Here is a 14,110-nt window from a genome sequence, read left to right on the forward strand (position 1 = left end):
AGGCCTGGAAAAAATGAAGAGCGTCGAACACGCACTACCTGCGCAGCAGCACAAAGAGGCTGCCTGCAAGGCGGAAGGATTTGGTACGCCGAAAGAGGACAAGAAGCCGCAGTGTGCGCGGTTTTTGCCCAAGCGGGCGCTGCCGGTGATTTTTCTACCTGGGATCATGGGATCAAATTTGCGCATGAGCGCGGAGCGCCAGGCGCTGTTGAAGAGAAAGGACAATATCGCATGGCGACCAGACAGTCTCGGAAAGGACAATGCAAGGGGCGCCTCGACCGAAAAACCGGTAAATCGGCAGTTGGCGCTAGATCCGCTCTGCACGACAGTCGACGTGTACAACCCCTCAGGTCCTTCGGCGGTCAGCGGCGACGAACGGCATAAGAATGTCGAGCTCGACGCTCGTTTTCCATCCCCCATGCTGGTCGATGATCCGCCGACAGTAAAGAACGGGCGTACGGCAACGCAAAAGGCCAGGTCTCGGGGTTGGGGAGAAGTGTATTTCGGCAGTTACGGCGAGCTGTTGCAGCGTATGGAATCGCGCCTCAACAATACATTTTCTGACTGCAAACTGCGGCCCGAGTGGCTCGATGTTATTGGTGCCGAAACAACTGCTTGGTGGCCAGTACCGGAGCTGCCGCAGGTGCCGCTTACCGAAGAGGAACTGAAACAGGTGGTGAGCGGTTGCTGGTTTCCCGTCTACGCGCTTGGATACAACTGGCTGCAATCGAACGGCGAAAGCGCCCGAATGATTGCAAAGCGGATCACTGCGCTAATCGAAGCGCTCATCAAGAGCGGTTACGAATGCAACCAGGTGGTTGTGGTCACCCACTCGATGGGCGGCCTGGTTGGCCGTGCTCTGGTGCACCCTGACTTCGGCAATTTGCAAGATAGCGTGGCAGGCATAGTACATGGCGTAATGCCGGCAATCGGCGCGCCAGCTGGCTACAAGCGTATCAGGGCAGGATTCGAAGATCCCGGCCTTCTAAGGGATATCAAGGGAAGTATCGGTGCCAAAGTCGCTGGCAATTTCGGCGACGAAGTGACGGCGGTGTTGGCGAATTCTCGCGGTGGACTCGAGCTGTTGCCGACAGATGCCTATGGAAACGGTTGGTTGCGTGTACTACACAGAGGACTCGAACTCGACGCCTGGCCCAAAACGGGTGACCCGTATGCTGAAATCTATAAAACGGACGGCAAATGGTACTCGCTGTTGCGGAAAGACTGGATCAATCCTAGCGGACTCACCCCAAAGATGGGCGGCGGTACATTCCAGCGGACTTGCAGTTATCTTGACAAGGCGCAAAGCTTTCACAAAGCGATTAGGAATACGTTTCATCCCAACAGTTACGCGCATTACGGCGCAGACGCCGGGCGGCAGAGCTTTGGGGAGGTCGTGTGGGAAATTAGCGAGCACTGCGTGGACACGACTGGCTGGCGGGACTGGCCCATCGTTGACGATGACCGACAGGGCCGGCTCGAGGTAGCCAGGTGGCAGAGAGATCAGCCGAACACGCCGTTTTCAAAGGGCTTCAGCATTGGCACGCCGGCATCGATTTATGCCACGCTAACGCCGCCCAGCGCGCCTGGCGATCAGACGGTGCCCGCCAAATCGGCAGATCATCAACTGCGCAGTGGAAAGTTCAAAGGTGTGTTCCGCCAGGTCGGCTACGAACATCAGTCGAGCTGCAAGGACCCGCACGTTATAGCTTCCACGCTGTACTGCATCGTACGAATTGCCCAGCGGGCAAAGTGGACATGTGTGAAGGAAGACAAGCATGAATTCGATTCGATCAGTTAGCGTTGGCTGTCTTGCCGCGATCAGTATGCTGCTTGCCGCCTGCAATCACCGTTCGCCACAATATGGAGCTCCCAATATGACTGCGCTCACGCCCCGCCTTAAAACAATATTCGAGACGACGAAAACGGTCTGTTTTGGCAGGTTTGTCGTCGATGTCCCGGCAACGGCGACGGTTTCTTGGGGCAGCGGGTCTGTCGATCTCGGGATAGCGGTCTACCCGGACGCTGCGAAAGAGGTAAATGAAGAGGCACAGAAATTCATCGACGAGCTGAAGAGCAGCAAGGCGATCTATCACGACCATATACCATTACTCTTGTCGGACGAGCACATCGAGGAGCCATCTGGACGAATTATTGCTGGCTACGAAGGGTTTGATGCAATGAGAGAGCTGAAGATTAATGGCTATTTTTCGTGGGGAAATGATGGCTTCATCATCGACGCCCGCCCTTTGCAGGAAGATGGAGACGAAACCGTTACGGACATAAAAAGTATTGCTCAGCGTCTGCGGCGACGAGTTGAAGGAGAAGTGCCCACTGAGCCTGGCAATTGCCTCGAATACGCCTTCCTCAGGGATAAGCCTGTGGCGGGTGGAGAGGCGACCATCGCACACATTCGTATCGGCTTCCGCCTGAAAGAATTCCCCGATACGCACGTGTCAATTTTCGTGGGTCCCTCAAACCCTTTTCATTCGGAGGGGAACTCGCTGGAATGGCAGCTGGCACAACTGGAGAAAGAGCAAAGAGCTGAGGACTTAAATCATCCGATGTTGAAAACGGTCTATTTCCGCAGAGGCCCGCGTCAGATCCATGACTGGTTGAACGGGTGGGAAGCTGTGTCGCGTTCGCCGGATCAGCCGGGTGTACACGGCCACCACGATTTCGTTATGGATGTCAGAGGCGTGCCCAACGACGTCTTCAAGCCGTACGCTGACATCCAGATGCAAACCGGCGTATCAGACAACCTCGCCGGCGCCGTCAAACCCACCTTGACAGACGAGGAAGCGGTAGCAGTCTGGGATGCGATCACCAGCACGATCCGCGTGCGTCCCACCACAACGAAAGCGACGACGCCCGCGGCAGCACGCAAGCCGCTGGGCGAGCGTGCGGTGACCGGGCGCAGTTGCCCGCAAACCGGCTGGTGGCAGCCATGCGAGCCGGAAGCGGCGAAGGCATTGCCGCGCCAGCGCATGGAGGAGGGCGCGCCGATGCCGATGGCGACCCTGGCCGGCAAGCCGTCGCTGTGGCAGCAGCTGAAGGGCGAGCAGCCGACGTACAAGACGGCGGCGATGTGGCAACTGGTCGCCTACGAGGAGTAACCATGCCCAACGTGATCCGCCTGGGCGACCGCACTTCCCACGGTGGCAAGGTGACGAGCGTGTCCGCCACCCACTTCAAGGTCGGGGGCATCGCCGTCGCGCGAGTGGGCGACCAGTGCAGTTGCCCCATCAAGGGCCACGAGCAGTGCAAGATCGCCGATGGCAACGGCAAGCACAGGATCGACGGCGTGGCGGTGGCCTACGAAGGCAACAAGACGACCTGCGGCGCCACACTGCTGGCCAGCACGAGCAAGTTCCACTCGGGGTAAGGGCGCCACGCCTTCGGCGCCCCTGCGCTAGAATCTGTCCTTTATCGAAAGGACAACCATGCGCGCGATCGAGATCACCAAGCCGGGCGGACCCGAGGTATTGCAGCTGTGCCAGCGGCCGATGCCGGAACCGAAGGCGGGGGAGCTGCGCATCCGTGTTCATGCGGCCGGCATCAACCGGCCCGACGTGTTCCAGCGCCAGGGCAACTACGCACCGCCGCCGGGCGCTTCCGACCTGCCGGGGCTGGAAGTGGCCGGCGAGATCATCGACGGGGACCTGGCCAATTCGCCCTTCAAGGCGGGCGACATGGTGTGCGCGCTGGTGCAGGGCGGCGGCTATGCCGAGGTCGTGACGGCACCCGTCGAGCAATGCCTGCCCGTGCCGCACGGTTTGTCGCCGCTGGAGGCCGCGTCGCTGCCGGAGAATTACTTTACCGTGTGGAGCAACGTGTTCGACCGCGCCCGGCTGGGGCCGGGCGAGTCGCTGCTGGTGCAGGGCGGCACGTCCGGCATCGGCGTCACGGCCATCCAGCTGGCCAATGCGATGGGCAACCGCGTGTTTGCCACCGCCGGCAGCGAGGACAAGGCCCGTGCCTGCGAGCAGCTGGGCGCCGAACGCGGCATCAACTACCGCCACGAGGACTTTGCCGCGGTCGTCAAGCAGCTGACGGGCGACAATGGCGTCGACGTCATCCTCGACATGGTGGGCGGCGACTACCTGGGACGCGAGATCAACTGCCTGGCCGACGACGGCCGCATCGCCATCATCGCACTGCTGGGCGGCGCCAAGGGCACGCTCGACATGGGGCAGGTGCTGCGCCGCCGCCTGACGATCACCGGTTCCACCTTGCGGCCTCGTTCCGTCGCGTTCAAGGGCGCCATCGCGCGCCAGCTGCAGGACAAGGTGTGGCCGCTGTTCGGCGAAGGGCGCATCAAGCCCGTCATCTACGAAAGCTTCCCGCTGGAGCAGGCGGCCGATGCGCATGCGCTGATGGAGTCTTCCACGCACGTGGGCAAGATCATGTTGCAGGTGATTAAGCCTTAAACCCGAAGGTGCCAGGCACCCATCCATGGGTCGGCGACCCACGGACGGGTGCCTGGCGCCCTGCGCTGCACCTCATCCGTTTGACCCGGCTTTATGGCCCAAGCTACAATTGCGGGTTTATTGTTTATCAACCGCCCGGAGTACTATGCGACGCAAACTGGTCATCGGCAACTGGAAAATGAACGGCAGCCTTGCCGCGAATTCGGTATTATTACGCGGGATCGTGGCCGGCTATGCCGCCAAGAATGCCGATTGCGGCGTCTGCGCGCCCGCGCCATATCTGGCACAATGCCAGTCCGAGCTGACGGGCACGCCCGTCGCCTGGGGCGCGCAGGACGTGTCGGCCTATGCCGCCGGCGCCTATACGGGCGAGGTCGCGGCATCGATGCTGCAGGAATTCGGTTGCCGCTATGTCCTGTGCGGCCACTCCGAGCGCCGCGCGTACCACCAGGAAACCAACGAAGTCGTCGCGCAGAAAGTGCTGGCGGCACTGAACGCCGGCCTGACGCCGGTCGTCTGCGTGGGCGAAACGCTGGAGGAACGCGAGGCCGGTCGCACCAATGTTGTTGTATGTGCGCAACTGCAAGCGGTGCTGGACGTGCTGGAAGCGGCGGCCGTCGAAAAGATCGTGCTGGCCTACGAACCGGTCTGGGCCATCGGCACCGGCAGGACCGCCACGCCAGCGCTGGCGCAGGAAGTGCACGGCATGCTGCGCAAGCAGGTCGCCGAGCGCAACCCGGTGGCCGCGGCCAACATGCCCATCCTTTACGGCGGCAGCATGAAGCCGGAGAATGCCAAGGATTTGCTGGCGCAGGCGGACATCGATGGCGGCCTGATCGGCGGCGCGTCGCTGAAGGTGGCGGATTTCCTCGCCATCGTCCACGCGGCAGGTTAAGTTTTCAAGTGCAGTAACCACCCAAGCAATAGAGAGAATTGGAATAGCATGAACACCTTGTTCAATCTGGTCGTCGTAGTACAAGTCCTGTCGGCCCTGGCCATCATCGCCCTGGTGCTGCTGCAGCACGGCAAGGGCGCCGACATGGGCGCCGCCTTCGGTTCCGGCGCCTCCGGCAGCCTGTTCGGCGCGACGGGTTCGTCGAACTTCATGTCGAAGTCGACGGCTTTCGCGGCGGCGATCTTCTTTGCCGCCACGCTGGGACTGTCGGCCCTGGCCACGCAGCGTGCGACCGGCAACACGGGCGTGCTGTCGAACATCACGGCACCGGTCTCCGGTTCGGCCGCGATCCCTGGTGCCGCCGCACCAGCACAGGCCCCGGCGGCCGCGCCTGCAGCGCCGGCTGCCCAGGCACCGGCCGCGGGTACGCCTGCCGCGCCGGCCGCGGGCGCCGCCAATGGCGCGCCAGCAAACCAGATTCCGAAGTAAAACTAAGCATTCTTCGATTTATTCCGCTTTTTTGCTTTGATTTACGACAAAGTTCATTAACAAAGTGCGTAAAGAAGAGTAGAATAGCGGCCTTAATGCCGACGTGGTGAAATTGGTAGACACGCTATCTTGAGGGGGTAGTGGCGCAAGCTGTACGAGTTCGAGTCTCGTCGTCGGCACCAAAGATTTGAGAAGAAGCCAGCACAAGGCGCCTGAGTTGCCCTCATGCCTGCAGCTGGTTTTTTTACGAGGATGTGTCGTTTGATCCTGGTCTCAGCGTTGATTGGGGTCGAGCGTTGGCTGTACCCACCTTGGTGCAGCACTCTCCTGACCGATCGTTCAACAACAGCTGTGATCCTACCGTGAACCTCGAAAATTACTTCCCCGTACTTCTGTTCCTGCTCGTCGGCATCGGTGTCGGCGTAGTGCCCCAGGTGCTTGGCCGTCTGCTTGGCCCGCACAAGCCCGATGCGGCGAAACTGTCCCCCTACGAGTGCGGCTTCGAAGCCTTCGAAGACGCGCGCATGAAATTCGACGTGCGTTACTACCTCGTCGCAATCCTGTTTATTTTGTTCGACCTGGAAACTGCATTCTTCTTCCCGTGGGGCGTCTCCATGCGCGAACTGGGCTGGCAGGGCTTCGTCACGATGATGATATTCATCGCCGAGTTCGTTGTCGGTTTTTGGTATATCTGGAAGAAAGGTGCCCTTGATTGGGAATAAGCCATGGCTATTGAAGGCGTATTAAACGAAGGTTTCATCACCACCTCGGCCGACAAGCTGATCAACTGGGCGCGTACCGGGTCGATGTTCCCGATGACGTTCGGTCTGGCCTGCTGTGCGGTCGAAATGATGCACGTGGGCGCGGCCCGTTACGACATGGACCGCTTCGGCGTCGTGTTCCGCCCGTCGCCACGCCAGTCCGACGTGATGATCGTTGCCGGCACGCTGTGCAACAAGATGGCGCCGGCACTGCGCAAGGTCTACGACCAGATGTCCGAGCCGCGCTGGGTCATCTCGATGGGCACCTGCGCCAACGGCGGCGGCTACTATCACTACTCGTACTCCGTCGTGCGCGGTTGCGACCGCATCGTGCCCGTCGATATCTACGTGCCGGGCTGTCCTCCCACCGCCGAAGCTCTGCTGTACGGCATCCTGCAGCTGCAAAACAAGATCAAGCGCACCAATACGATCGCACGATAAACGGGGCGCGCAAGAATATGACTACACATCTGGAAGCATTGCAGGGCGCACTGGCCGGCGCCCTGGGGGAGCGCGTCGCTACGACGGTCGCGCTGGGTGAAATCACCCTCGTCGTCAAGGCCGACGACTATCACGCCGTCATGCAGACGCTGCGCGATGACGCCGCACTGGGGTTCGATACGCTGATCGACCTGTGCGGCGTCGACTATTCCACCTACGGCGAAGGCACGTGGGAAGGTCCGCGCTTCGCGGCCGTCACGCACCTGCTGTCGGTGAAGCACAACTGGCGCGTGCGCGTGCGCGTGTTCTGCCCGGACGACGACATGCCGCTGGTGCAGAGCGTGACCGACATCTGGCGCGCCGCCAACTGGTACGAGCGCGAGGCGTTCGACCTGTACGGCATCCTGTTCGAGGGTCACAGCGACCTGCGCCGCATCCTGACCGACTACGGCTTCATCGGTCACCCGTTCCGCAAGGATTTCCCCGTGTCCGGCCACGTCGAGATGCGCTACGACGCCGAACAGAAGCGCGTAATCTACCAGCCGGTGACGATCGAGCCGCGCGAGAACGTGCCGCGCGTGATCCGCGAAGAAAAATACGGGATGAAATAATGGCTGAAATTAAGAATTACACCCTGAACTTTGGTCCGCAGCACCCGGCAGCGCACGGCGTGTTGCGCCTGGTGCTGGAGCTGGACGGCGAAGTCATCCAGCGTGCCGACCCCCACATCGGCCTGCTGCACCGCGCCACCGAAAAGCTGGCCGAGCAGAAGACCTACCTGCAGTCGGTGCCGTACACGGACCGCCTCGACTACGTGTCGATGATGTGCAACGAGCACGGCTACGTGATGGCCATCGAGAAGCTGCTGGGCCTGGAAGTACCGCTGCGCGCGCAGTACATCCGCGTGATGTTCGACGAGATCACCCGTATCCTGAACCACCTGATGTGGCTGGGCGCGCACGCGCTGGACGTGGGCGCGATGGGGCCGTTTCTGTATTGCTTCCGCGACCGCGAAGACCTGTTCGACTGCTATGAGGCGGTGTCGGGCGCGCGCATGCACGCGGCCTACTACCGTCCGGGTGGCGTCTACCGCGACCTGCCGGACGCGATGCCGCAGCACCGTCCTTCGTCGATCCGCAGCAAGAAGGAAATCGACAAGCTGAACGAACACCGCCAGGGCTCGCTGCTGGACTTCCTGGAAGCCTTCACCAATCGCTTCCCCGGCTACGTCGACGAATACGAGACCCTGCTGACCGACAACCGCATCTGGAAACAGCGTACGGTCGGCATCGGCGTGGTCTCGCCCGAAGACGCGCTGGCCATGGGCTTCACGGGCGCAATGCTGCGCGGCTCCGGCGTCAAGTGGGACCTGCGCAAGAACCAGCCGTACGAAGTGTACGACCTGATGGACTTCGACATCCCGATCGGCACCAACGGCGACTGCTACGACCGCTACCTGGTGCGCGTGGAAGAGCTGCGCCAGTCGAACCGCATCATCAAGCAGTGCGTCGAGTGGCTGCGCAACAACCCGGGTCCCGTGATCACGGCCAACCGCAAGGTCGCGCCGCCGTCGCGCGTGGACATGAAGTCCAACATGGAATCGCTGATCCACCACTTCAAGTTGTTCCAGGAAGGCTTCCACGTGCCGCCGGGCGAGGCGTACTCCGCCGTCGAGCATCCGAAGGGCGAGTTCGGCGTCTACATCGTGTCCGACGGCGCCAACAAGCCGTACCGGCTGAAGTTCCGTACCCCGGACTATGCTCACCTGCAGAGCCTGGATGAAATGGCGCGTGGCCACATGATCGCCGACGCCGTCACCATCATTGGTACGCAAGACATCGTTTTCGGCAGTATCGACCGATAAGAAGGCGAAAGAATTATGTTATCCGAGCAGTGCTACAAGAAAATCGACCGCGAGCTGGCCAAGTACCCGGCCGACCAGCGCCAGTCGGCCGTGATGGCCTCGCTGGCCCACGCCCAGGTGGAACTGGGTTGGCTGTCGCCTGAAACGATGAAGGAAATCGCCGACTACATCGGCATGCCGGCCATCGCCGTGCAGGAAGTCGCGACCTTCTACAACATGTACAACCTGAAGCCGGTCGGCAAGCACAAGATCACCGTGTGCACCAACCTGCCATGCGCACTCTCCGGTGGCGTGAAGGCCGGCGAACACCTGAAGCACAAGCTGGGCATCGACTACCGCGGCACCACCGACGACGGCGAGTTCACGCTGATGGAAGGCGAGTGCATGGGCGCCTGCGGCGACGCCCCCGTGATGCTGGTGAATAACCACCGCATGTGCTCGTTCATGAGCACCGAAAAGATCGACGCCCTCGTGGAGGAACTGAAGAAATGACCTCGCTGCACGACCGTCACATCAATCCCCTGATCCTGAAGGATCTGAACGGCGACAACTGGCACCTGGAAGACTACGTCAAGCGCGGCGGTTACTCCGCGCTGCGTCGCATCCTGGAAGAAAAGATCGCACCGGAAACCATCATCGCCGAGCTGAAGACGTCGGGCCTGCGCGGCCGCGGCGGCGCCGGTTTCCCGACCGGCCTGAAGTGGAGCTTCATGCCACGCCAGTTCCCGGGCCAGAAATACCTCGTCTGCAACACCGACGAAGGCGAGCCGGGCACGTTCAAGGACCGCGACATCATCCGCTACAACCCCCATGCCCTGATCGAAGGCATGGCCATCGGCGCTTATGCGATGGGTATCACCGTGGGCTACAACTACATCCACGGCGAGATCTTCCAGGAATACCTGCGCTTCGAGGAAGCGCTGGAAGAGGCGCGCGCGGCGGGCTACCTGGGCGACAGGATCCTGGGTTCCGAGTTCAGCTTCCAGCTGCACGCGCACCACGGCTACGGCGCCTACATCTGCGGCGAGGAAACCGCGCTGCTGGAATCGCTGGAAGGCAAGAAGGGCCAACCGCGCTTCAAGCCGCCGTTCCCCGCGTCGTTCGGCCTGTACGGCAAGCCGACCACGATCAACAACACGGAAACGTTCGCAGCCGTGCCGTTCATCCTGAACATCGGCGCCGAGAACTACCTGGGCCTGGGCAAGCCAAACAACGGCGGCACGAAGATCTTCTCGATCTCTGGCGACGTCGAGCGTCCGGGCAACTACGAGGTGCCGCTGGGCACCCCGTTCGCCAAGCTGATGGAACTGGCCGGCGGCATGCGCGGCGGCAAGAAGATCAAGGCCGTGATTCCCGGCGGTTCGTCGGCACCGGTCGTGCGTGGCGACATCATGATGCAGACCGACCTGGACTATGACTCGATCGCCAAGGCCGGCTCGATGCTGGGCTCGGGCGCCGTCATTGTCATGGACGAGACGCGCTGCATGGTCAAGGCGCTGGAACGCCTGTCCTACTTCTACTACGAGGAATCGTGCGGCCAGTGCACGCCGTGCCGCGAGGGCACGGGCTGGATGTACCGGATGATCCATCGCATCGAGAACGGCCAGGGTCGCCAGACCGACCTGGACATGCTGAACTCGATCGCCGACAACATCCAGGGCCGCACCATCTGCGCGCTGGGCGATGCGGCCGCGATGCCGGTCCGGGCGTTCATCAAGCAGTTCCGCGAGGAATTCGAATATCACGTCGAGCACAAGCACTGCCTGGTGCCTGTCTCGGCCTACTAAGCGTTCAATCATGGTTGAAATCGAAATTGACGGCAAAAAGGTAGAAGTCCCACCGGGTTCGATGGTGATGGATGCTGCCAACAAGCTGGGCACCTACATCCCGCACTTCTGCTATCACAAGAAATTGTCGATCGCGGCGAACTGCCGGATGTGCCTGGTCGAAGTGGAAAAGGCGCCGAAGCCGCTGCCAGCCTGCGCCACGCCGGTCTCCGCCGGCATGATCGTGCGCTCGCACAGCGAGAAGGCCGTCCAGGCGCAGAAGAGCGTCATGGAATTCCTGCTGATTAACCACCCGCTGGATTGCCCCATCTGCGACCAGGGCGGCGAGTGCCAGCTGCAGGATCTGGCCGTGGGCTATGGCAACAACAGCTCGCGCTACGAGGAAGACAAGCGCGTGGTCGTGCCGAAGGATGCCGGCCCGCTGGTGAACATGCAGGAAATGAGCCGCTGCATCCAGTGCACCCGTTGCGTGCGTTTCGGCCAGGAAGTGGCCGGCGTCATGGAACTGGGCATGCTGGGCCGCGGCGAGCACTCGGAAATCACGACGTTCGTCGGCGAGGCGGTCAGCTCCGAAATGTCGGGCAACATGATCGACCTGTGCCCGGTGGGCGCGCTGACGTCGAAGCCGTTCCGCTACAGCGCCCGTACGTGGGAACTGTCGCGCCGCAAATCGGTGTCGCCGCACGACGGCCTGGGTGCCAACCTGATCGTCCAGGTCAAGCAGGGCAAGGTCAAGCGCGTGCTGCCGCTGGAAAACGAAGCCATCAACGAGTGCTGGATTTCCGACAAGGACCGCTTCTCGTATGAAGCGCTGGATTCGACCGAGCGCCTGACGCAGCCGATGCTCAAGCAAGGCGGCCAGTGGAAGGAAGTGGATTGGCAGACGGCGCTGGAGTACGTGGCGCACGGCCTGAAGAACATCAAGCACGAACACGGTGCGGACGCGGTCGCCGCGTACGCGACCGCCCACTCGACCGTCGAGGAACTGGCGCTGCTGAAGAAGCTGGCGTCCGGCGTCGGCTTCGAGAACGTCGACTTCCGCCTGCGCCAGGCCGACTTCGCGCTGGACGGCGAAGTCACCCCATGGCTGGGCATGCCGATCGCCGACGTGTCGACCCTGCAGGGCGCACTGGTCATCGGTTCGTTCCTGCGCAAGGATCACCCGCTGCTGGCCACGCGCCTGCGTGCCGCGGCCAAGAACGGCGCCAAGGTGGCGCTGATCGCCGCCACCGGTGACGACAGCCTGATCAAGGTCGCGACGAACATCGTCGCCGCACCGTCGGACTGGCTGGCCGTCCTGTCGGGCATCGTCTCCGCCGTCGCGCAAGCGAAGGGCGAGGGCGCCCCGGCCGGTTTCGAGAACGTCGAAGCGAACGATGCCGCCAAGGCTGTCGCCGCCGCGCTGATCGCTGGTGACGCAGCTACCCGTCATCAGGCCGTCTTCCTGGGCAACGCCGCCGTGCACCACCCGCAGGCGTCGCAGATTCACGCCGCCGCGCAATGGATCGCCAACGCGACCGGCGCCAAGCTGGGCGTGCTGACGGAAGCGGCGAATACCGTGGGCGGCTACCTGGTCGGCGCCACCGCCGCCAAGGCCGCGCCGGCGTTCGCCGTGCCGAAGAAGGCCTACCTGCTGCTGAACGCGGAGCCGGAACTGGATGCGGCCAACCCGCAAGCCGCCGTGGCCGCGCTGAACGCGGCCGAGATGGTGGTCGTCATGTCTGCCTTCAAGCACGGCGCCGAGTATGCCGACGTGCTGCTGCCGGTCGCGCCGTTCGCCGAGACGTCCGGCACGTTCGTCAACTGCGAAGGCCGCGTGCAGAGCTTCAACGGCACCGTCAAGCCGCTGGGCGAAGCGCGTCCGGCCTGGAAGGTGCTGCGCGTGCTGGGCAACATCCTGGGCCTGCCGGGCTTCGACTACGAAACCTCGGAAGCGATCCGCGACGAAGTGCTGGGCAAGGGCGTGGCCGACGTGTCGGACAAGCTGTCCAACGTGACGAAGGCTGCCGTCAAGGCCGCGTCGTTCGGCGCCGGCGACAAGCTGGAACGCGTCGCCGACGTGCCGATCTACTTCGCCGACGCGCTGGTGCGCCGCTCGGCGCCGCTGCAGGCCACGCCTGACGCCGCGCCGCCGAAGGCGCACATCTCGCAGGCCCTGGCCGAACAGATCGGCGTCAAGGACGGCGACATGGTGCAGGTGCTGCAAGGTACCGGTTCCGCGATCCTGGCCGCGCGCGTCGACGCGTCGCTGCCGGCCAACGTGGTGCGCGTGCCTGCCGCACACGCATCGACGGCAACGCTGGGCGACATGTTCGGCCCCATCTCCGTTGCCAAAGCAGGGGAGGGCAAATAATGGCGCTGGAATTCGTCAACACCATTACCACCAACGGCGAGGCCCTGCTGGGCCCCGTGTGGCCGCTCGTCTGGACGATGATCAAGCTGCTGTGCGTGCTGCTGCCGCTGATGGGCCTGGTTGCCTACGCCACGCTGTGGGAACGCAAGCTGATCGGCTGGATCCAGATCCGTATCGGCCCCAACCGCGTGGGTCCGATGGGCTTGCTGCAGCCGATCGCCGACGCGTTGAAGCTGCTGTTCAAGGAAATCGTCATCCCGAGCAAGGCCGTGCGCGGCCTGTTCGTGATCGGCCCGATCATGACGATCATGCCGGCGCTGGCCGCCTGGTCGGTCGTGCCGTTCGGTCCGGAGGCCGTGCTGGCCAACGTCAACGCGGGCCTGTTGCTGCTCTTGGCGATCACGTCGATGGAAGTCTACGGCATCATCATCGCCGGCTGGTCGTCCAACTCGAAGTACTCGTTCATGGGCGCGATGCGGGCATCGGCGCAGATGATCTCGTATGAAATCCCGATGGGCTTCGCCCTGGTGGTCGTGCTGATGGTGTCCGGTTCGCTGAACTTCATCGACATCGTCAACGGGCAAGGCCGCGGCCAGTTCGCCGACATGGGCCTGACGTTCCTGTCGTGGAACTGGTTGCCGCTGCTGCCGCTGTTCGTCGTCTACCTGACCTGCGGCCTGGCCGAAAGCAATCGTCACCCGTTCGACGTGGTCGAGGGCGAGTCGGAAATCGTGGCCGGCCACATGGTCGAGTACTCGGGCATGTCGTACGCGATGTTCATGCTGGCCGAATACGCCAACCTGATCCTGATCGGCACGCTGGCGTCGATCATGTTCCTGGGTGGCTGGCAGGCACCGTTCAAGTTCCTTGAATTCTGGGGCGGTTTCGGCGGCTTCTTCTGGCTGTTCCTGAAGACGTTCCTGCTGGTCTCGGTGTTCATCTGGGTGCGTGGTACCTTCCCGCGTTACCGTTACGACCAGATCATGCGTCTGGGCTGGAAGGTATTCATCCCGCTGACCCTGTTCTGGCTGGTGCTGGTGGCCTGCTGGATGCAGACGTCCTGGAATATTTGGAAGTAAGGGAAGCGCAA

Annotated in this window: 14 protein-coding genes and 1 tRNA gene; all 15 read left to right on the forward strand. The window is 62.4% G+C overall.

The window, feature by feature from the left end; genetic code table 11:
• Nucleotides 1–13: 13 nt before the first annotated feature.
• Nucleotides 14–1,801, forward strand: a complete 1,788-nt coding sequence (locus PX653_RS02245) for an esterase/lipase family protein (protein WP_277416327.1) — start codon at nt 14–16, stop codon at nt 1,799–1,801.
• A complete protein-coding gene (locus tag PX653_RS02250; RefSeq protein WP_277416328.1) occupies nt 1,779–3,116 on the forward strand; it encodes a T6SS immunity protein Tli4 family protein in 1,338 nt (445 codons plus the stop codon). Before PX653_RS02245 ends, PX653_RS02250 begins: the two co-directional genes overlap by 23 nt.
• 2 nt (nt 3,117–3,118) lie before the next feature.
• Complete coding sequence (locus PX653_RS02255) at nt 3,119–3,385, forward strand: PAAR domain-containing protein (RefSeq protein ID WP_277416329.1); 267 nt, start codon at nt 3,119–3,121, stop codon at nt 3,383–3,385.
• A 58-nt stretch (nt 3,386–3,443) separates the two neighbouring features.
• Entirely contained in the window at nt 3,444–4,430 is a 987-nt protein-coding gene (locus PX653_RS02260) for an NAD(P)H-quinone oxidoreductase (protein ID WP_277416330.1), read from the forward strand.
• 145 nt (nt 4,431–4,575) lie between these two features.
• Nucleotides 4,576–5,325 (forward strand): triose-phosphate isomerase, encoded by a 750-nt coding sequence (gene tpiA, locus PX653_RS02265; RefSeq protein ID WP_277416331.1) that lies wholly within the window; start codon nt 4,576–4,578, stop codon nt 5,323–5,325.
• Nucleotides 5,326–5,373: 48 nt separating this feature from the next.
• Nucleotides 5,374–5,814 carry a preprotein translocase subunit SecG gene (secG, locus tag PX653_RS02270; RefSeq protein WP_277416332.1) on the forward strand — a complete coding sequence of 147 codons (441 nt, stop codon included), beginning with the start codon at nt 5,374–5,376 and terminating at the stop codon, nt 5,812–5,814.
• A gap of 97 nt (nt 5,815–5,911) precedes the next feature.
• A tRNA-Leu gene (locus tag PX653_RS02275) sits at nt 5,912–5,996 on the forward strand.
• Between the two features lie 180 nt (nt 5,997–6,176).
• Nucleotides 6,177–6,536, forward strand: coding sequence for an NADH-quinone oxidoreductase subunit A (locus tag PX653_RS02280; RefSeq protein WP_134384327.1), 360 nt, complete (start codon nt 6,177–6,179; stop codon nt 6,534–6,536).
• A gap of 3 nt (nt 6,537–6,539) precedes the next feature.
• The gene (locus tag PX653_RS02285; RefSeq protein WP_107143097.1) at nt 6,540–7,016 is read left to right on the forward strand and encodes a NuoB/complex I 20 kDa subunit family protein; all 477 of its coding nucleotides are present in this window, start codon (nt 6,540–6,542) and stop codon (nt 7,014–7,016) included.
• Between the two features lie 17 nt (nt 7,017–7,033).
• The gene (locus PX653_RS02290) at nt 7,034–7,627 is read left to right on the forward strand and encodes an NADH-quinone oxidoreductase subunit C (RefSeq protein ID WP_277416333.1); all 594 of its coding nucleotides are present in this window, start codon (nt 7,034–7,036) and stop codon (nt 7,625–7,627) included.
• Entirely contained in the window at nt 7,627–8,880 is a 1,254-nt protein-coding gene (locus tag PX653_RS02295; protein ID WP_277416334.1) for an NADH-quinone oxidoreductase subunit D, read from the forward strand. The genes PX653_RS02290 and PX653_RS02295 overlap by 1 nt, the downstream gene beginning before the upstream one ends.
• Nucleotides 8,881–8,895: 15 nt before the next feature.
• On the forward strand, nt 8,896–9,372 hold the full coding sequence (gene nuoE / locus PX653_RS02300) for an NADH-quinone oxidoreductase subunit NuoE (protein ID WP_277416335.1): 477 nt from the start codon (nt 8,896–8,898) through the stop codon (nt 9,370–9,372).
• A complete protein-coding gene (gene nuoF, locus PX653_RS02305; RefSeq protein WP_277416336.1) occupies nt 9,369–10,667 on the forward strand; it encodes an NADH-quinone oxidoreductase subunit NuoF in 1,299 nt (432 codons plus the stop codon). The genes nuoE and nuoF overlap by 4 nt, the downstream gene beginning before the upstream one ends.
• 10 nt (nt 10,668–10,677) lie before the next feature.
• Nucleotides 10,678–13,020, forward strand: a complete 2,343-nt coding sequence (nuoG, locus tag PX653_RS02310; RefSeq protein ID WP_277416337.1) for an NADH-quinone oxidoreductase subunit NuoG — start codon at nt 10,678–10,680, stop codon at nt 13,018–13,020.
• A complete protein-coding gene (nuoH, locus tag PX653_RS02315) occupies nt 13,020–14,099 on the forward strand; it encodes an NADH-quinone oxidoreductase subunit NuoH (protein ID WP_277416338.1) in 1,080 nt (359 codons plus the stop codon). The genes nuoG and nuoH overlap by 1 nt, the downstream gene beginning before the upstream one ends.
• Nucleotides 14,100–14,110: the final 11 nt, after the last annotated feature.

The sequence above is a fragment of the Pseudoduganella chitinolytica genome (assembly GCF_029028125.1).
Classification (GTDB): domain Bacteria; phylum Pseudomonadota; class Gammaproteobacteria; order Burkholderiales; family Burkholderiaceae_D; genus Rugamonas; species Rugamonas chitinolytica.